The organism is Streptomyces capoamus (genome assembly GCF_014654935.1).
Taxonomy (GTDB): Bacteria; Actinomycetota; Actinomycetes; order Streptomycetales; family Streptomycetaceae; genus Streptomyces; species Streptomyces capoamus.
In genome coordinates this window covers 20,090-38,360 of the sequence record NZ_BNBF01000006.1, presented here as the reverse complement: position 1 = coordinate 38,360, position 18,271 = coordinate 20,090, and the positions used below count along the sequence as shown (strand labels likewise).

Here is an 18,271-nt window from a genome sequence, read left to right as displayed (position 1 = left end):
CGGGCAGGGCCGCGCGGATCTCCTCGACCCACTCGCGCGAGGGCGCGACCGGCACCAGGTCGGGCTCCGGGAAGTACCGGTAGTCCTCGGCCTCCTCCTTCACGCGGCCCGAGGTCGTGGACCCGGTGTCCTCGTGGAAGTGGCGGGTCTCCTGGACGATCGTGCCGCCGGACGACAGCACCGCCGCGTGCCGCTGGATCTCGAAGCGGGCCGCACGCTCCACGGACCGCAGCGAGTTGACGTTCTTCGTCTCCGAACGCGTGCCGAACTTGTCGGCGCCCTTGGGCATCAGCGACAGGTTCACGTCACAGCGCATCTGGCCCATCTCCATGCGGGCCTCGGACACGCCGAGCGCACGGATCAGCTCGCGCAGCTCACGGACGTACGCCTTCGCCACCTCGGGGGCGCGCTCGCCGGCGCCCACGATCGGCTTGGTGACGATCTCGATCAGCGGGATGCCGGCACGGTTGTAGTCCAGCAGGGAGTGGGACGCGCCGTGGATGCGGCCGGTGGCACCGCCGACGTGCGTCGACTTGCCGGTGTCCTCCTCCATGTGGGCGCGCTCGATCTCCACGCGGAAGGTCTCGCCGTCCTCCAGCTGCACGTCGAGGTAGCCGTTGAAGGCGATCGGCTCGTCGTACTGGGAGGTCTGGAAGTTCTTCGGCATGTCCGGATAGAAGTAGTTCTTCCGGGCGAAGCGGCACCACTCGGCGATCTCGCAGTTCAGCGCGAGACCGATCTTGATCGCGGACTCGACGCCGGTCGCGTTGACGACCGGGAGCGCGCCGGGCAGGCCGAGGCAGACCGGACAGGTCTGGCTGTTCGGGTCGGCACCGAGCGCCGTCGAGCAGCCGCAGAACATCTTGGTCTTGGTGCCGAGTTCGACATGGACCTCGAGGCCCATGACGGGGTCGTACGACGCCAGCGCGTCCTCGTACGACACCAGGTCGGTCGTGGTGGTCACGGTGAAACTTCCCTCTCAGCCCAGCAGGACGTCGTCGTCGCCCAGCCGCTTCAGCTCGCGGTAGAGGATGGCGAGGCCGGTGACGATGCCGGCCGCGGTGACGACGGCGTCGACGAGCCGCAGCGTGTCGTTCTCGGCGCGCGCCTTCTTGATCTGCTTGGCGGCACCGACCGCACCGAACGCGGTGGCGGCCATGGACAGGTACGTACCGGACCTGGACTTCTTGAAGCCCTTGGCCTTGTTCAGTGCGCTCACAGCGACGGTGCCTCCTCCAGCAGCGGGTGACCCCACTTTTCCACGAAGGCGGCCTCGACGGCGGCGCCCACCTTGTACAGCCGGTCGTCCTTCATCACCGGGGCGATGATCTGCAGACCGACCGGGAGGTTGTCCTCCGGGGCCAGGCCGCAGGGCAGGGACATGGCCGCGTTGCCCGCCAGGTTGGTCGGGATGGTGCACAGGTCCGCGAGGTACATCGCCATCGGGTCGTCGGCGCGCTCGCCGATAGCGAAGGCGGTGGTCGGGGTCGTCGGGGAGACGATCACGTCGACCTGCTCGAAGGCCTTGTCGAAGTCCTGCTTGATCAGCGTGCGGACCTTCTGGGCGCTGCCGTAGTAGGCGTCGTAGTAGCCGCTCGACAGGGCGTACGTGCCGAGCATGATGCGCCGCTTGACCTCGGGACCGAAGCCGGCCTCTCGGGTGAGGGAGGTGACCTCCTCGGCGGAGTGCGTGCCGTCGTCGCCGGTCCGCAGGCCGTAGCGCAGGCCGTCGAAGCGGGCGAGGTTGGAGGAGCACTCCGACGGGGCGATCAGGTAGTACGCCGACAGGGCGAGGTCGAAGGACGGGCAGTCCAGCTCGACGATCTCGGCGCCCAGCTCCTTCAGCAGCTCGACCGACTCGTCGAAGCGCTGGATGACACCGGCCTGGTAGCCCTCGCCGCGGAACTGCTTGACGACGCCGACGCGCATGCCGGCGACGCTGCCGTTGCGGGCGGCCTCGACGATCGGCGGGACCGGGGCGTCGATGGAGGTGGAGTCCAGCGGGTCGTGCCCGGCGATCACCTCGTGCAGCAGGGCCGCGTCCAGGACCGTACGGGCGCACGGACCGCCCTGGTCCAGGGAGGAGGAGAAGGCGACCATGCCGTACCGGGAGACCGCGCCGTACGTCGGCTTCACGCCGACCGTGCCGGTGACGGCGGCCGGCTGGCGGATGGAGCCGCCGGTGTCGGTGCCGATGGCGAGGGGCGCCATGTGCGCGGCGAGCGCGGCGGAGGAACCGCCGCCGGAGCCGCCGGGGATCCTGGTGAGGTCCCAGGGGTTGCCGGTCGGGCCGTAGGCGCTGTTCTCGGTGGAGGACCCCATGGCGAACTCGTCCATGTTGGTCTTGCCGAGGATGACCACGTCGGCGGCCTTCAGCCGCTGAGTGAGCGTCGCGTCGTACGGCGGGATCCAGCCCTCGAGGATCTTCGAGCCGACGGTCGTGGGCACGCCCTCGGTGGTGAAGATGTCCTTGAGCGCGAGCGGGACACCGGCCAGCGGGCCGAGCTTCTCGCCGCGCTCCCGCTTCTCGTCCACGGCACGGGCCTGGGCCAGGGCGCCCTCGCGGTCGACGTGGAGGAAGGCGTGCACCTTCTCGTCCACCGCCTCGATCCGCGCCAGGTGGGCCTCGGCGACCTCGACCGCCGTCAGTTCGCCGGAGGCGATCTTCGCGGCGGTCTCGGCCGCGGTGAGCTTGATGATGGCGTGCTCCGTCATGGTGGTCACTCCTCCCCCAGGATCTGCGGCACCTTGAAACGCTGCTGCTCCTGGGCCGGGGCGCCGGAGAGCGCCTGCTCGGGGGTGAGCGAAGGACGGACCTCGTCCGGCCGCATGACGTTCGTCAGCGGCAGCGGGTGCGAGGTCGGCGGTACGTCTTGGTCGGCGACCTCGCTGACGCGGGCCACCGCGCCGATGATGTCGTCCAGCTGGCCGGCGAAGTGTTCAAGCTCTTCGGGCTTCAGCTCCAGACGCGCCAGCCGGGCGAGGTGGGCGACCTCCTCGCGCGTGATGCCAGGCATGCAGCGATCCTCTGGGGTGAGTGTGTGTGGTTTGGGCCCAATCCTATGGGGCGGGGGCGTGTGCCCGTGAAACGGTTTGCCCCGGCCGCGGCCTCAGCGGTGCCGGCCCTCCCAGGCGGGGCTCCTCAGGAAGTGGTTGTCGTACAGCTCCTGGACCTCCAGCAGGCTCTCGGGGGTGGCCTCGCCCAGGCGGATGCGCTGCAGGTGGCGGAAGTACGCGAAGCGCTCGACGCCCGGGGCGATGACGATGAGCAGGTCGGCGGTGCTGCCCGGGGCGGCGGCGAAGGCGTGGGGGCGGTCCGGCGGGACCACGACCAGGTCGCCGCGCCCGGCGGTCACGACGTCGTCGCCGGAGAGCACCTCGGCCTCGCCGTCGAGCAGGTAGAACATCTCGGCCGAGTGGTGGTGCACGTGCGGACGGGCGCCGTCGGCGCCCTCGGCGAGGGTGACACGCACGGTGGACAGGGCGCCGCCGGTGGCACTGCTGTCGGCGAGCAGCTTGACGGCGACCGGTGCCCCGCCGACCACCTCCGCCCCGGCGTCCCGGACCAGAACGGTGTCGTCGAACCTCGGAACGAACAGCGACATGGATCTCCCCCGTGTGCGTGCGGCCGGACCGCGCGGAGCGGTCCGGTGACACCGGTACAACGATCGCGGTGGCGAGAGGGATCCCGAAGGCGCCGGCTTTCGTACCGCCGTGGCGCAGGACCACCGGCGTACCGCCGAACGGTGGGGCGTGCTCCTGGGACAACGGGGCCGCCCCGGCTGCTCGCGCGCGGGGTCCGACGTCGCACCTCCCCGCGGCCGACAGCCGTCGAGAACGACGGGGACGGGACGGTGCTCGCGCCTGGCGGGAACGGGTGGTGCTCGCGCCCGGCGGGGTTGGGCCGGTGCCGGCATCCGGCGGGCTGGGGCACTGCTCGCATCCGGTGCGACCGGGGCGGTGCTCGCATCCGGCGGGACCGGGGCCGGTGCCGGCATCCGGCGGGAACGGGGTGGTGTTCGTACCCGGCGGGACCAGAGCGGTACTCGCACCCGGCGGGATCGGGACAGTGCAGACACCCGGCGGGACCGGAGCCGGTGCACGCATCCGGCGGGAACGGGTGGTGTTCGTACCCGGCGGGACCAGAGCGGTACTCGCACCCGGCGGGATCGGGACAGTGCACACACCCGGCAGGGGACCGGAGCCGGTGCACGCATCCGGCGGGAACGGGGTGGTGTTCGTACCCGGCGGGACCAGGGCGGTACTCGCATCTGCCGGGACCGGGACAGCGCTCGCACCCGGCGGGACCAGGCCGGTGCTCGCACCCGGCAGGACCGGGGTGGTGTTCGTACCCGGCAGGGCCAGGACGGTGCTCGCATCTGCCGGGAACGGGGCGCTGCTCGCACCCGGCGGGGCCGGGGCCTGTGCTGGCACCCGGCAGGACCGGGACAGTGCTCGTACCCGGCGGGAACGGTGAGGCCGGGCCAAGGGCTCCGGTGGGGGGCTCGGTGTCTCCGCCGTGGTCTCCGTGCGGGACTACTCGGCGGCCGGCAGGGCGGCGCGCGGTCGCTGCCAGCCGCGGGACCCCCGCGCCAGCAGCCACGCCGTGGTCTCCTCGGGCGGCATCGCCGCGGCGACCAGCCAGCCCTGCACGGCGTCGCAGCCCAGGTCCCGCAGCCGCTCCCAGGTCTCGTCGTCCTCCACGCCCTCGGCGACGACGAGGAGGCCCAGCGAGTGGGCCAGGTCGACGGTGCAGCGCACGATCTCGGCGTCCTGGGCGTCGACGGCCAGCCGGGCCACGAAGGAACGGTCGATCTTCAGCTCGCTGACCGGCAGCCGCCGCAGGTGCACCAGGGAGGAGTAGCCGGTGCCGAAGTCGTCGAGGGACATCTTGACGCCGTGGCCGGTGAGTCCGGCGAGGGTGTCGGCGGCCCGCTGCGGGTCCTCCAGCAGGACGTGTTCGGTGATCTCCAGCTGGAGCGCTCCGGCGGGGACCCCGTGCCGGGCGAGGCGCGCGGCGACCGAACCGGCGAAACCCGGGGTGTGGACGTCGCGTGGGGAGACGTTGACGGCGACGGGGACCCGCAGGCCCTGGGCGCGCCACCGGGCGACCTGGCCGAGCGCGGTCTCCAGCACGTACTCGGTGAGGTGGGGCATCAGCCCGGAGGACTCGGCTATCGCTATGAACTCGTCCGGCGGCACCTTGCCGCGTTCGGGGTGCACCCAGCGGACCAGTGCCTCCAGGCCGGCGACCTGTCCGTCGAAGCGGACCTTGGGCTGGTAGTGGAGCTCGACCTCCTGGGCGTCGAGCGCCCGGCGCAGGTCGCCCAGCAGACCGAGGCGGTCCGGGGTGTTGGAGTCCCGCTTGGATTCGTACACCTCGACGCCGGTGCGGTCCCGCTTCGCCTGGTACATGGCGACGTCGGCACGGCGCAGCAGTCCCTCGGCGTCCAGGGCGTGGTCGGGGAAGACGGCGACGCCGGCGCTGGCCTCCAGGACGAGGGTGAGGCCGTCGAGGTCGAGCGGGGAGCTGAGGGCGGTGACCAGGCCGCGGGCGACCCGGGTGGCCGACGTGGTGGAGTCGGCGACGGGCAGTAAGACGGCGAACTCGTCGCCGCCGAGGCGGGCGGCCTCGGCGCCGCGCGGCAGGGCGAGCCGCAGCCGGTCGGCTATCTGGAGGAGCAGCCGGTCACCGGCCAGGTGACCGAGTGTGTCGTTCACCGAGCGGAAACGATCGAGGTCGATCAGCATGAGCGCGGAGCGAGCGCCGATGCGCTCGGCGTCGTCCAGGGCCGTCCAGATCCGCTCCAGCAGCCACTGCCGGTTGGGCAGCCCGGTGAGCGGGTCGCGCAGTTGCTCCTCGGCGCGGGCACGGGCCATCCACAGCGTGGAGTCCAGGGCGATGAGCGGGATGGCGAAGAGCGGGAGCAGGATCGGCCGGGCGTCGGCGACCACGCACAGCAGGGGCGCGATGCCGAGCAGCGCCACGGCGACCAGACCCTGCCGGACCAGGGCGGTGCGGGCGACGGTGGGCACCCCGCCGCCGCGCGGGGCGTGCAGGTACCACAGCAGGCCGCGGCTGACGGCCAGGTAGGCGACCGCGACCAGGACGACCTGCGGGACGGTGGCGACGTTCCAGGTGCCGGGCCGCCAGGGCGCCTCGACGCTCGGGACCCGGCCGAACGCGCCGAGCAGCAGGGCGCCGGCGCCGATGCCGAGGACGTCGACCGCGCCGTGCAGCACGCCCTGCCGCCAGCGGTGCCGGCGGGCGATGCCGACCAGCACGACGACGGCGAGGCTGACCAGGCCGGCCGGCACCCAGCCGTACAGCAGCAGGACGGCGAGGGTGAGGGCGGCGCCCGAGCCGGTGCCGCCCCACCAGCGGGCGCGGCCCAGCATGACGAGGTGGCCGACGATGACGCCGGTCAGCAGGGCCAGCGACCAGCCGGTGGTGCCGCAGGGGAAGAGGGCGTGGTGGCCGAGGTAGGCGCGGTAGAGACCGGCTCCCAGCGCGAGGCCCGCGGCGGCCACGAGGACCGCCGGCAGCGCCGGCCAGGACAGGTGCCGTTCGGCGTCGGCACCGGACAGGCCCTGGGCCGGGCCGAGGGCCGGCAGGGGGGCGAGGGCCTCGGTGGCGGCGCCCGGTCCGGCCGGGCGGGGGTGCCCGCCCGGCCGTCCGTCGGCGCGACCGGTCCACCGGTACCCCCGCCACGCGATCGCACGGCCGCGCAGGCGCAGCCGTGAGTCCGGGGCGGCGCTCTCGGTCGGTTCCATTCCCGTCCCTCTCACAGCCGGCGGTGCCCACGCCACGCGGCCCGATGCCCGACAACCATCAGCAGCTCCGCGCCGAAGAAACCTTCCCCGCGCCCCCCCCGGGGGGGCACGAAAGATGCCCCAGCCGGAGCTGGGCGCGGCAGGCGCACACCTCAACAGTAGGCCGCGGAAGGCTTCCACGGGCAGCGGTCTCCGACGGTTGCCCGAATGCGCCCGGGCCACCCGTATGCATCTGATATGCGCCGATCGGGTGGCCTTCAACCGCTACTCCCCGGTCGGAAGCGCGACTTCGGCCGCCGCTTCCGGGCCCTGTTCCAAGAGGACGGTGAAACCCTCCTCGTTCAGAACGGGAACCTTCAGTTGCATGGCCTTGTCGTACTTCGACCCGGGGTTGTCACCCACTACGACGAACGAGGTCTTCTTCGACACCGAACCGGTCACTTTCGCGCCCCGGCTCTGCAGTGCCTCCTTGGCGCCGTCCCGGGTGAAGTTCTCCAGCGTGCCGGTGACGACGACCGTCAGCCCCTCCAGCGGACGCGGCCCCTCGTCCTCGCCGGAGGACTGGTCCTCCAGCGGGACCCCTGCGGCCTTCCACTTGCGGACGATCTCGCGGTGCCAGTCCTCGGCGAACCACTGCTTGAGCGCGGCGGCGATGATGGGGCCGACCCCGTCGGCGGCGGCCAGCTCCTCCTCGGTCGCCTGTTCGATGCGGTCGATGGACCGGAACTCGCGCGCCAGGGCCTGCGCGGCGACCGGGCCGACGTGCCGGATCGACAGCCCGTTCAGGAAGCGGGCGAGCGGGCGGGACTTGGCCGCCTCGATGTTCGCCAGCAGGGCGAGGGTGTTCTTCTTCGGCTCGCCCTTCTGGTTGGCGAAGACCGTGACGACCTTCTCCTCCCCCGTCCTGGGGTCGCGCTTGGGCAGACCGCTGTCCGGGTCGAGCACGTACGCCTTGATGGGCAGGAGCTTCTCCACCGTCAGGTCGAACAGGTCGCCCTCGTCCACCAGCGGCGGATCGGCCGGCTCCAGCGGCTGGGTGAGCGCGGCGGCGGCCACGTCACCGAAGTGCTCGATGTCCAGGCACTCACGGCCCGCCAGGTATCCGACACGGCCCCTCAACTGCGCGGGGCACGTACGGGCGTTGGGGCAGCGGAGGTCGATGTCGCCCTCCTTCATGGGCCGCAGCGGCGTGCCGCACTCGGGGCACTCGCCCGGCATCACGAACTCCCGTTCGCTGCCGTCCCTCAGGTCGACCACCGGGCCGAGGATCTCCGGGATGACGTCACCGGCCTTGCGGAGCACGACGGTGTCCCCGATGAGGACGCCCTTGGCCTTGACGACCTCCTGGTTGTGCAGGGTGGCGAACTCCACCTCGCTGCCCGCGACCGTCACCGGCTCGACCTGGGCGTACGGGGTGACCCGGCCGGTGCGGCCGACGCCGACCTTGATGTCGACCAGCTTGGTGTTGACCTCTTCCGGCGCGTACTTGTAGGCGATCGCCCAGCGCGGGGCCCGCGCGGTGGAGCCGAGCCGCCCCTGGAGGCGGATCTCGTCCAGTTTGACCACGACACCGTCGATCTCGTGCTCGACGGAGTGCCGGTTCTCGCCGTAGTGGGCGATGAACTCCCGTACGCCGTCGAGGTCGTCGACCACCCTGTTGTGCGGGGAGGTGGGCAGGCCCCAGGTCTTCAGCAGGTCGTAGGCCTGGGAGAGCCGGGTCATGCCCGTGTAGCCCTCCAGGGCGCCGATGCCGTGGACGACCATGTGCAGCGGGCGGGTGGCGGTGACCCGCGGGTCCTTCTGGCGCAGCGAACCGGCGGCGGCGTTGCGGGGGTTGGCGAAGGGCTTGTCGCCGGCCGCGACCAGGCGCTCGTTGAGTTCGAGGAACTTCTCCATCGGGAAGTAGACCTCGCCGCGGATCTCCACCAGGTCGGGCACCCGGTCGCCCCGCAGGCGGTCCGGGATGTCCGCGATCGTGCGCACGTTGGGCGTGATGTCCTCGCCGGTGCGGCCGTCGCCGCGGGTGGCGGCGCGGGTGAGCCGGCCCTTCTCGTAGGTGAGGTTGACGGCGAGGCCGTCGACCTTCAGCTCGCACAGGAAGTGGTACGTCTGCTCGCCCAGCTCGCGCGCGACGCGCTCGGCCCAGGCGGCCAGCTCCTCGTCGTTGAACGTGTTGTCGAGGGAGAGCATCCGCTCGCGGTGCTCGACCGCGGTGAACTCCGTCTCGTACGACCCCGCGACCTTCTGGGTGGGCGAGTCCGGGGAGCGCAGCTCCGGATAGCGCTCCTCCAGGGCCTCCAGGGACTTCAGGAGCCTGTCGAACTCGGCGTCGCTGATGACGGGAGCGTCCTTCACGTAGTACCGGAAGCGGTGCTCCTCGATCTGCTCAGCGAGCTGCGCGTGCTCGTCACGTGCCTCGGCGGGCACTGCCGTCTCCGCCTGCTGCTTGTCGCCGGCCACCGTGTGGTCCTCCCGTTACTCTGGGTTGTCCGCGAGGGATCTCGCCGCCCGGACGCAGTGGGCGAGCACCTGGCGCGCGTAGGCGGGTGAAGCGCCCGCGAGACCGCACGCCGGGGTCACCGTGACCGCCTCCGCGAGCAGCCCCGGACGCAGCCCCAGCCTGCGCCACAGCGTCCTGACACCCATGACGCTACCGGCAGGGTCTGACAACGGGGTGTCCGTGCCCGGCACGACACCGGCGAACAGGCGGGTGCCGCCCTCGACGGCCTCACCGATCGCCTCGTCGTCACGCTCGGTGAGGAGCGCGAAGTCGAAGGAGACGGCCGCCGCGCCGGCCCGCCGCAGCAGCGCGAACGGTACGTCGGGGGCGCAGGAGTGCACCACCACCGGGCCGCCGCCGTGCGCGCCGACGACGTCCCGGAGGGCGGCCTCCACGATCTGCCGGTCCACGGCGCGGTGGGTGCGGTAGCCGCTCGCGGTGCGCACCTGCCCGCGCAGGACGGCGGTCAGGGAGGGTTCGTCGAGCTGGAGGACGAGCCGGGCGCCCGGGACGCGGCGCCGCACCTCGTCGAGGTGCAGCCGCAGCCCCTCGGCGAGGGAGGCGGCGAGGTCCCGGCAGGCACCGGGGTCCGACAGGGCGGCCTCGCCGTTCTTCAGCTCCAGGGCCGCGGCCAGCGTCCACGGCCCGACCGCCTGCACCTTCAGATCGCCCTGGTAGTCCTGCGTGAACTCCTCCAGGGCGTCGAGGTCCTCGCGCAGCCAGGACCTCGCCCGCCTGGTGTCCCGGCCCGGCCGGTCCCCGATCCGCCACCCGCTGGGCTCCACGCGCGCGTACAGCTCGACCAGCATCCCGGCGGTCCGGCCGATCATGTCGGCGCCGGGCCCGCGCGCGGGCAGCTCCGGCAGGAAGGGGAAGTCCTCGAAGCTGCCGGTGGCCGTCTTGGCGGCCTCCCTGGTGTCGGCGCCGGGCAGGGAGCCCACGCCGGTGGCTCCCGGGAACCTGAACTGGCTGTTTTCGCTCACCCCGGCAGGGTACGTAGGTAGGCCGGCGGACTCACAACCAGTGGGCGCCGTACCGGCGCAGGAAGGCGCACAGCCCCTGCGGATCGGCGACCGCGAAATTGTTGCGGAAACGGCCCCGCTCCCAGGCGAGGTCCGTGCCGCCGTGCAGGCTGGCGGCGCCCGCGACGGCGCCTGCCGCGTCCAGCAGGGCCACCGTCAGGCTGCCGGGGCACCGGCAGATGTCGCCGGTGAACTCGCCCTCGGTCGCGAGGCCGCGTAGCTCCGCGAGGCCGGCGCCGTCATAGACCTCGCCGAGGACCGCCCGGTCGGCGAGCGGGACGCGCACGTCACCGCCCGCGAGGACGAGAGCGGCCTCGGTCCGGGGCCAGACCTGCGCCAGCCAGGCTCGGATCCCGGCGCCGCCGGTCACCGCCCCGGTCGTACCGTCAGGTCGTTGACCTCCGCGTCGCGCGGGAGGTCCAGTGCCATCAGGATCGTCGTGGCGACCGACTCGGGGTCGATCCACCGCGAGGCGTCGTAGTCCTTGCCCTCCTGCTGGTGGACCTTGGCCTGCATGGGGCTGGCGGTGCGGCCGGGGTAGACGGAGGTGACGCGGACGCCGGCCGCGTGCTCCTCCTGGCGCAGGGAGTCGGCGAGGGCCTTCAGGCCGTGCTTGGAGGCGGCGTAGGCGGACCAGCCGGCGTGGGCGGTGAGGCCGGCGCCGGAGTTGACGAAGACGACGTGGCCGCGGGCGGCCCGCAGCTGCGGCAGGAAGTGCCGGGTCAGCTCGGCGGGTGCGATCAGGTTGACGTTGAGCTGGTGGCGCCAGGACTTCGGGGTCAGGTCGCCGACGTCGCCGAGGTCCACGACGCCGGCGACGTGCAGCAGGGAGTCCACCCGGTCCGGGAGCGTCTGGTGGGAGAACGCCCAGGACAGCTTGTCCGGGTCCGCGAGGTCGCCGACCAGGGTGCGCGCGCCGGGGAACCCGGCCGCCAGCTCCTTCGCGCGGCCCGCGTCGCGCGCGTGCAGCACGAGGTCGTCCCCGCGCGCGTGCAGCCGGCGGGCGACGGCCGCGCCGATGCCGGAACCGGCCCCGGTGATCACATGAGTAGCCATGCGTGCCATGCTCGCATCAGTGGGCGCCGAGCTGCTCCTCCAGGTGGGCCAGCGCCCCGGCGGGCTCGTCGGCGAAGAAGACCAGCTCGGCCAGCGGGCGGGGCAGGAAGCCCTCGGCCTCCATGCGGCGGAACTGCTCGCGCAGGCCGTCGTAGAAGCCCGCCGTGTTCAGCAGCACGACCGGCTTCCCGGTCCGGCCGTGCTTCTTCAGCTCCAGGATCTCGGTGGCCTCGTCCAGCGTGCCGGTGCCGCCCACCATGATCACCACGGCGTCGGCCTTCTCCAGCAGCAGCTTCTTGCGCTCGGCCAGGTCGGCCGCGATGACCATCTCGTCGGCGCCGGGGCGGGCCTTGTTCGCGAGGAACTCCACGGAGACGCCCAGCAGCCTGCCGCCCGCCTCCTGCACACCGTCGGCGACCACCTTCATCAGACCGGAGTCGGAGCCGCCCCAGACCAGGGTGTGGCCGGCCTTGCCGATCCGTTCCGCGAACTCGCGCGCGGGGCGCGTGTACCGCTCGTCGAGGTCAGCGGCGGACAGGAAGACACAGATGTTCATGCCCCCTACCGTACGGTCACGGGCCCCGGCGGGAAGAAGCACGGCCCCCGGGGTGCTGCACCGGTATGAGCCGAGGACACACGATCACGATCGAGAAGAGCGGCCGGCACGTGCGCGCGGTGCGCGGCGGCCAGGTGCTCGCCGAGTCCGACCGCGCCCTGGAGCTGCGCGAGACGGGCTGCCCGGTGCGGTACTACATCCCCGCCGAGGACGTACGCCGGGACCTGCTGACGCCCTCCGACACGCACACCGTCTGCCCGTTCAAGGGGACGGCGTCCTACTGGTCGCTGCCCGACGCGCCCGACCTCGTGTGGGCGTACCCGGACCCGAAGCCGGGCGTGGCGGAGATCAAGGACCACTACTGCTTCTACGACACCGACGTGTCATGACCGGTGAGTCCCGTGTCGTACGGCAGTCTGCACGGGCATGGACAAGAAGACGACTTCGCGCGACGGGACCTCCCTCGCGTACCACGTGACCGGCCAGGGGCCCACGGTGATCCTGGTGAGCGGCGCGATGTCCACCGGCGGCACCCTGCTGCCCCTGGCGGAGCGCCTCGCGGAGCGCTGCACGGCCGTCGTCTATGACCGCCGGGGACGCGGCGAGAGCGGCGACACACCGCCGTACGCGGTCGACCGCGAGGTCGAGGACCTGGCCGCCCTGCTCGAAGCGGTGGGCGGCGACGCGGCGCTGTTCGGGGTCTCCTCGGGCGGCGCACTGGTCCTGCGCGCGGTGGCGGACGGGCTGCCGGTGCGCCGGGCGGCGGTGTACGAGGTGCCGTACGCCGACCACCTGGCGGGCGGCGCCGAGCAGGAGGCCGTCTACAAGGAGCAGCTGAACACGGCGCTCGCCGAGGGCCGGCGCGGGGACGCGGTGGAGCTGTTCCTGCGCCTGACGGGCCTGGGCGAGGAGATGATCCAGCGCGCCCGCCAGTCGCCGATGTGGGCCGGCATGGAGGCCGTCGCCCCCAGCCTGGCCCACGACGACGCGGTCATGGGCGACGGCCTGCTCCCCAGGGAGCGGCTGGCCGCGGTCCGCGTGCCCGTCCTCGCGGTCGCGGGGGGCGCCAGCCCGGAGTGGATGCACCGGGCGAGCCAGGCGGTCGCGGAGGCCGTGCCGCAGGGCAGGTACCGGCTCCTGCCCGGCCAGACCCACATGGTGGAGCCGGAGGTGCTGGGGCCGGTGCTGGCGGAGTACGTCGCGGGGTAGGCGCGCCGGGGCGGGTCAGACCGCCGCCGCCGCGCGCGTGGTGGCCGCGATCGTCGCGGAGCCCACCACGCGCGTGCCGTCGTACAGCACGATCGCCTGGCCGGGGGCGACCCCGCGGACCGGCTCGGCGAAGGTCACGCGCAGCTCGCCGTCGACGGGCTCGGCGGTCACCTCGGTCTCGCCGCCGTGGGCGCGCAGCTGGGCCGTGTAGGTGCCGGGACCGGCGGGGGCGGCGCCGCACCAGCGGGGCTTGATCGCGGTGAGGGCGGTGACGTCGAGGGCGGCGGCCGGGCCGACGGTGACCGTGTTGGTGACCGGGGAGATGTCGAGGACGTAGCGCGGCTTGCCGTCCGGGGCCGGGGTGCCGATCCGCAGGCCCTTGCGCTGGCCGATGGTGAAGCCGTAGGCGCCGTCGTGGGTGCCCAGCTTGGCGCCGGACTCGTCCACGATGTCGCCCTCGGCCTTGCCGAGGCGCTTGGCCAGGAAGCCCTGGGTGTCGCCGTCGGCGATGAAGCAGATGTCGTGCGAGTCGGGCTTCTTGGCCACGGCCAGGCCCCGGCGCTCGGCCTCCGCGCGGATCTCGTCCTTGGTGGTGACCGTGTCGCCGAGCGGGAACATCGCGTGCGCGAGCTGACGGTCGTCCAGCACGCCCAGCACGTACGACTGGTCCTTCGCCATGTCGGAGGCGCGGTGCAGCTCGCGGGTGCCGTCCTCGTTCACGATCACCTTGGCGTAGTGACCGGTGCAGACGGCGTCGAAGCCGAGCGCCAGGGCCTTGTCCAGCAGCGCGGCGAACTTGATCTTCTCGTTGCAGCGCAGGCACGGGTTCGGCGTGCGGCCGGCCTCGTACTCGGCGACGAAGTCCTCGACGACGTCCTCGCGGAAGCGGTCGGCGAGGTCCCAGACGTAGAACGGGATGCCGATGACGTCGGCCGCGCGGCGGGCGTCGCGCGAGTCCTCGATGGTGCAACAGCCCCGCGCGCCGGTGCGGAAGGACTGCGGGTTCGCGGAGAGCGCGAGGTGGACGCCGGTGACGTCGTGGCCTGCTTCCGCGGCCCGCGCGGCGGCGACGGCGGAGTCGACCCCGCCGGACATGGCGGCGAGGACGCGGAGGGGGCGGGTGCGCTGCGGGGTGTCAGTCATAACCCTTCCAGGGTACGGGGGCGCGGGAACCTGGTCGGCCGGACATCCGTTGACGCAGGCATGGGGGCGAGAACTGGGCCGGCCGCCGCGGCGGCGGGCGGCGACGGGGACGGGCGGCCGGGGCGGCGGGCGCTGCTCGTCGGCGCGGCCGCGGCGGCCGTGGGCACGGCGGTGCTGGCCCGCGAGGAGCTGTCGCGGCTGTGGTGGCGGCTGCCCGGGGTGGACAAGCCGCGGGTGGCGGGCGCGGTGGACTTCCGGGGTGCGCGCTGGGTGGCGGCCTCGGCCGCGAACTACCGGCGGGCGGACCGGCCGGCCGACTACCGGGTGGACCGGGTGGTCGTCCACGTCACCCAGGGCGGGTACGCCTCGGCGGTGAAGGTGTTCCAGGACCCGGCGCACGGCGCCGCGGCGCACTACATCGTGCGTGCGGACGGGCGGGTCACCCAGCTGATCCGCGAGCTGGACGTCGCCTTCCACGCGGGCAACCGGGAGTACAACGAACGCAGTGTCGGCATCGAGCACGAGGGTTTCGTGGACGACGCCTCCTCCTTCACGGACGCCCTGTACGCGGCCTCGGCCCGGCTGACGGCGACGGTCTGCGGGCGGTACGGCATACCGGTGGACCGGGAGCACATCATCGGGCACGCCGAGGTCCCGGGCACGGATCACACGGACCCGGGGCGCTTCTGGGACTGGGACCGGTATCTCGGCCTGGTCCGCGCCGAGCGCGCCCGGCGTGCTCCGAACGAGAGGTCCTAGGTGAGTCCGGCCGCCCGGGCGCGTTCCACCGCGGGGCCGATCGCCTTCGCCACGGCCTCGACGTCCGCCTCGGTGGAGGTGTGGCCGAGGGAGAAGCGCAGGGTGCCGCGGGCCAGGTCCGGGTCGGTGCCGGTGGCGAGGAGGACGTGGCTGGGCTGGGCGACGCCCGCGGTGCAGGCGGAGCCGGTGGAGCACTCGATGCCCTGGGCGTCCAGCAGGAGCAGCAGGGAGTCGCCCTCGCAGCCGGGGAAGGTGAAGTGGGCGTTCGCCGGGAGCCGGCCCCCGGGTTCCGGGTCGCCGCCGAGGATCGCCTCCGGTACGGCGGCGCGCACGGCGTCGACGAGCTGGTCGCGCAGGGCGCCGATCTCCCGGGCGAACCACGCGCGCTGCTCGGCGGCGAGCCGTCCGGCGACGGCGAAGGAGGCGACGGCCGGGACGTCGAGCGTGCCGGAGCGCACGTGCCGTTCCTGGCCGCCGCCGTGCAGGACGGGTACGGGGGTGTGCTCACGGCCGAGGATCAGCGCGCCGATGCCGTAGGGGCCGCCGATCTTGTGGGCGGAGACGGTCATCGCGGCGAGGCCCGAGGCCTCGAAGCCGACCGGGACCTGCCCGAAGGCCTGGACCGCGTCGGCGTGCAGCGGGACACCGAACTCGGCGGCGACGTCGGCGAGTTCGCGGACCGGCATGATCGTGCCGATCTCGTTGTTGGCCCACATCACGGTGGCCAGGGCGACGTCGTCGGGGTTGCGGGCGATGGCCTCGCGCAGGGCCCCGGGGTGGACGCGGCCGTAGGAGTCGACGGGCAGGTACTCGACGGTGGCGCCCTCGTGCTCGCCCAGCCAGTGCACGGCGTCCAGGACGGCGTGGTGCTCGACGGGGCTGGCCAGGACGCGGGTGCGGGCCGGGTCGGCGGCGACGCGGGACCAGTACAGGCCCTTGACGGCCAGGTTGTCGGCCTCGGTGCCGCCGGAGGTGAAGACGACCTCGCTGGGGCGGGCGCCGAGCGCTTCGGCGAGGGTCTCGCGGGCTTCCTCGACCGTGCGGCGGGCCTGCCGGCCGGACGCGTGGAGGGAGGAGGCGTTGCCCGTGATGCTCAGCTGGGCGGTCAGTGCCTCTGCCGCCTCCGGGAGCATCGGGGTGGTCGCGGCGTTATCGAGGTATGCCATGGTGCCGCCGATTCTACGGCCCCCCGTGCGGACGGCTTGAGCCGCCGGCGGGTGCCGGCGGGTGCCGGCGGGCCGCCGTGCCCCGTCGTCCTCGGGGCGTTCGGCGGTCACAGGCTCCAGGACACCGTCCGCGAGATCTCCATCGCCGTCACCAGGACGGCCAGGTCGGCGAGGCCGAGGGCGAGGCCCAGGTAGGCACGGCCGCGGCGGGCGGTGCCGCGCCAGAGGGCGACCGCGGCCAGGACGACGGCGGTGGGGCCGAGGAAGACGTTGAGGACGAGCAGGCCGAGGAGGCCGAGGATGAAGGACGCGACGGCCATGCCGTCGGCGTCGCGGGTGCGCGGGCGGGTCTCGGTGCGGCCGGGGGCCGGTGCGGTGAGGTGCATGGTGCTCAGCTCCTGGGTCCTTTCTCCTGGGGTCAGTCGGCCGAGGTGCGGCGGCGGCCGTGGTGCTCGCGGATCGCGAACACGCCGAGCCAGACGGCGATGACGGCGGCCAGGACGGCGGTGATGGTCAGCGGTGCGTGGGCGACGGTGCCCAGCACCACTCCGAGCAGCATGAGAGCGGCGACGAGGAACAGCATGGGATGGAATCCCCCCTCCGGGATGCCTCGTGTTCAGCCGGTGTAAAGTTTCGGTGAACAGTTGTAGTAACAGTTGTTCACTGACTTCGAGTCTAGCGCTCCCGGCGGCTTTTCAATTCCAGAGAACAGTTGTTAACTGGATGACATGAGTCACACCCTCGGCATCCGGCAGGCCCAGAAGCAGAAGACCCGGCAGGCGTTCCTCGACGCGGCCCTCGCGCTGCTGGAGGAGCAGAGCCTGAGCAGCCTGGGCCTGCGCGAGGTCACCCGGGCCGTCGGGGTCGCTCCGACCGCCTTCTACCGGCACTTCCGCTCGACCGCCGACCTCGGGGTGGCCCTGGTCGACGAGGCGCTGGGCAGCCTGCACCCGATGGTGCGGACCACCGTGTCCACCACGGGCGACAGCGAGGAACGCATCACCCGTGCCGTCGAGCTGATCGCCCGGCACGTGGAGGCCTACCCCGCGCACGTCCGCTTCATCGCCCGGGAGCGGCACGGCGGGGTGCAGCCGGTGCGCGAGGCCATCCGCTCCCAACTGGTGCGGTTCGCCGAGGAGGTGAAGGCCGAGCTGGCCAAGGACCCGGAGGCGGCGGGCTGGAGCGACGACGACCTGCTGATGCTCGCGCACCTCTACGTCGACCAGATGCTCATCACCGCCTCCCTGTTCCTGGAGACACTGGAGGCCCCGCGGGAGGAGCGGGAGCGGGTCACGCAGCTCGCCACCCGCCAGCTGCGGCTCATCAGCATCGGCCGCAGCCACTGGCGGGACTGACGCCGCTCAGCCCGCCCGGCCCCCTCCCCCGGGCCGGGACCCCTCGTACACGGCCAGGACCGAACGCGCCCCCGCCAGCAGCTCGGCCCGGGCCTCGGGCGGGTCCAGGACCTCCACCTGGTCGGAGAAGGCGAGGAGTTGACGTACGGCGCGCAGCACCGGGTAGGACAGCCGCGCGGTGACCCACTCGTCCGCGCCGTCGTCGTCGGACACCTCCGTCAGCTGGGCGGCGGCCATGCGCCGGAACACGTCGAGCCGGGCGCGCCGGACCCGCACGGTGACCTCGACGGCGTCCGCCCGCTCCTCCACCTGCCGGCGCAGCACCTCCCAGGCGTCGGCGAGTTCGACGCCGGGCCGGCGCCGCACGGGCTCGTCCAGCAGCCGGGCCGAGCGCACCCGGTCGGCGCGGAACAGCTGCGGCCGGCCGCGCCGGTCTGCGATCAGGTACCAGACCCCGGCCTTGGCGACGAGCCCGTACGGGTCCACGGTGTACGTCCGTGGTTCCCGCTCCCCGCTGTGCCGGTAGCGCAGTCGGAGGCGCCGGTCGCAGAACACCGCGTCCTGGAGCACGTCCAGGTCGGCGGCCTGCCGGGGGCCGCTCATCCAGCGGGTGGCGTCCACCAGGACGCGGCGGCTGGTCACCTCGGCGGCGGGCCGGTGCGGCGCCGGGAGCGCGGCCATCACCTTGCGCAGGGCGGAGCCGAGGGCCGCGTCCAGGCCGAGCGCGGCGT

General features: G+C 73.1%; 20 protein-coding genes. 4 read left to right on the top strand and 16 right to left on the bottom strand.

Annotated elements, in window-relative coordinates; all coding sequences use genetic code 11:
- The 11 genes from gatB to IE312_RS11510 all read right to left on the bottom strand — a co-directional run.
- The coding region (gene gatB / locus IE312_RS39605; protein WP_229899564.1) for an Asp-tRNA(Asn)/Glu-tRNA(Gln) amidotransferase subunit GatB at positions 1–964 on the bottom strand (964 nt) is incomplete at its 3' end.
- Between the two features lie 15 nt (positions 965–979).
- Positions 980–1,219, bottom strand: coding sequence for a hypothetical protein (locus IE312_RS11555; protein WP_189980910.1), 240 nt, complete (start codon positions 1,217–1,219; stop codon positions 980–982).
- On the bottom strand, positions 1,216–2,715 hold the full coding sequence (gene gatA, locus IE312_RS11550; RefSeq protein WP_189980908.1) for an Asp-tRNA(Asn)/Glu-tRNA(Gln) amidotransferase subunit GatA: 1,500 nt from the start codon (positions 2,713–2,715) through the stop codon (positions 1,216–1,218). Before gatA ends, IE312_RS11555 begins: the two co-directional genes overlap by 4 nt.
- A gap of 5 nt (positions 2,716–2,720) precedes the next feature.
- Complete coding sequence (gene gatC / locus IE312_RS11545; protein WP_003973500.1) at positions 2,721–3,017, bottom strand: Asp-tRNA(Asn)/Glu-tRNA(Gln) amidotransferase subunit GatC; 297 nt, start codon at positions 3,015–3,017, stop codon at positions 2,721–2,723.
- A 93-nt stretch (positions 3,018–3,110) separates the two neighbouring features.
- Complete coding sequence (locus IE312_RS11540) at positions 3,111–3,605, bottom strand: cupin domain-containing protein (RefSeq protein WP_189980906.1); 495 nt, start codon at positions 3,603–3,605, stop codon at positions 3,111–3,113.
- A gap of 931 nt (positions 3,606–4,536) precedes the next feature.
- A complete protein-coding gene (locus tag IE312_RS11535; protein ID WP_189980904.1) occupies positions 4,537–6,774 on the bottom strand; it encodes a putative bifunctional diguanylate cyclase/phosphodiesterase in 2,238 nt (745 codons plus the stop codon).
- Positions 6,775–7,038: 264 nt separating this feature from the next.
- The gene (ligA, locus tag IE312_RS11530) at positions 7,039–9,234 is read right to left on the bottom strand and encodes an NAD-dependent DNA ligase LigA (RefSeq protein WP_189980902.1); all 2,196 of its coding nucleotides are present in this window, start codon (positions 9,232–9,234) and stop codon (positions 7,039–7,041) included.
- Between the two features lie 15 nt (positions 9,235–9,249).
- Positions 9,250–10,257 (bottom strand): methionine synthase, encoded by a 1,008-nt coding sequence (locus IE312_RS11525; RefSeq protein WP_189980900.1) that lies wholly within the window; start codon positions 10,255–10,257, stop codon positions 9,250–9,252.
- A 31-nt stretch (positions 10,258–10,288) separates the two neighbouring features.
- Positions 10,289–10,666, bottom strand: coding sequence for a hypothetical protein (locus IE312_RS11520; RefSeq protein WP_189980898.1), 378 nt, complete (start codon positions 10,664–10,666; stop codon positions 10,289–10,291).
- Entirely contained in the window at positions 10,663–11,361 is a 699-nt protein-coding gene (locus IE312_RS11515) for an SDR family oxidoreductase (RefSeq protein WP_189980896.1), read from the bottom strand. The genes IE312_RS11520 and IE312_RS11515 overlap by 4 nt, the downstream gene beginning before the upstream one ends.
- Positions 11,362–11,368: 7 nt before the next feature.
- Positions 11,369–11,908 carry an LOG family protein gene (locus tag IE312_RS11510; RefSeq protein ID WP_189980894.1) on the bottom strand — a complete coding sequence of 180 codons (540 nt, stop codon included), beginning with the start codon at positions 11,906–11,908 and terminating at the stop codon, positions 11,369–11,371.
- Positions 11,909–11,973: 65 nt separating this feature from the next.
- Between IE312_RS11510 and IE312_RS11505 the strand changes: the two genes are divergently transcribed.
- Both IE312_RS11505 and IE312_RS11500 read left to right on the top strand, forming a co-directional pair.
- The gene (locus tag IE312_RS11505; RefSeq protein ID WP_189980892.1) at positions 11,974–12,297 is read left to right on the top strand and encodes a DUF427 domain-containing protein; all 324 of its coding nucleotides are present in this window, start codon (positions 11,974–11,976) and stop codon (positions 12,295–12,297) included.
- A 37-nt stretch (positions 12,298–12,334) separates the two neighbouring features.
- Positions 12,335–13,117 carry an alpha/beta fold hydrolase gene (locus IE312_RS11500; RefSeq protein ID WP_189980891.1) on the top strand — a complete coding sequence of 261 codons (783 nt, stop codon included), beginning with the start codon at positions 12,335–12,337 and terminating at the stop codon, positions 13,115–13,117.
- A gap of 15 nt (positions 13,118–13,132) precedes the next feature.
- Here IE312_RS11500 and mnmA read toward each other — a convergent pair whose 3' ends face one another.
- Entirely contained in the window at positions 13,133–14,260 is a 1,128-nt protein-coding gene (mnmA, locus tag IE312_RS11495) for a tRNA 2-thiouridine(34) synthase MnmA (RefSeq protein ID WP_189980890.1), read from the bottom strand.
- Between the two features lie 60 nt (positions 14,261–14,320).
- On the opposite strand from mnmA, the gene IE312_RS11490 reads away from it, so the two are divergent.
- The gene (locus tag IE312_RS11490) at positions 14,321–15,019 is read left to right on the top strand and encodes an N-acetylmuramoyl-L-alanine amidase (RefSeq protein WP_189980889.1); all 699 of its coding nucleotides are present in this window, start codon (positions 14,321–14,323) and stop codon (positions 15,017–15,019) included.
- On the opposite strand, the gene IE312_RS11485 is transcribed toward IE312_RS11490, so the two are convergent.
- The 3 genes from IE312_RS11485 to IE312_RS11475 all read right to left on the bottom strand — a co-directional run bounded on the left by IE312_RS11485 (position 15,016) and on the right by IE312_RS11475 (position 16,768).
- The gene (locus tag IE312_RS11485) at positions 15,016–16,185 is read right to left on the bottom strand and encodes a cysteine desulfurase family protein (RefSeq protein WP_189980888.1); all 1,170 of its coding nucleotides are present in this window, start codon (positions 16,183–16,185) and stop codon (positions 15,016–15,018) included. The genes IE312_RS11490 and IE312_RS11485 overlap by 4 nt on opposite strands.
- A gap of 107 nt (positions 16,186–16,292) precedes the next feature.
- Positions 16,293–16,571, bottom strand: a complete 279-nt coding sequence (locus tag IE312_RS11480) for a DUF4190 domain-containing protein (RefSeq protein ID WP_189980887.1) — start codon at positions 16,569–16,571, stop codon at positions 16,293–16,295.
- A 32-nt stretch (positions 16,572–16,603) separates the two neighbouring features.
- Positions 16,604–16,768: a hypothetical protein gene (locus IE312_RS11475; protein WP_189980886.1), complete on the bottom strand. Its 165-nt coding sequence runs from the start codon at positions 16,766–16,768 to the stop codon at positions 16,604–16,606.
- A gap of 145 nt (positions 16,769–16,913) precedes the next feature.
- Between IE312_RS11475 and IE312_RS11470 the strand changes: the two genes are divergently transcribed.
- Complete coding sequence (locus IE312_RS11470; protein ID WP_189980885.1) at positions 16,914–17,540, top strand: TetR family transcriptional regulator; 627 nt, start codon at positions 16,914–16,916, stop codon at positions 17,538–17,540.
- A gap of 6 nt (positions 17,541–17,546) precedes the next feature.
- Here IE312_RS11470 and IE312_RS11465 read toward each other — a convergent pair.
- The coding region (locus tag IE312_RS11465; protein ID WP_229899562.1) for a helix-turn-helix transcriptional regulator at positions 17,547–18,271 on the bottom strand (725 nt) is incomplete at its 5' end.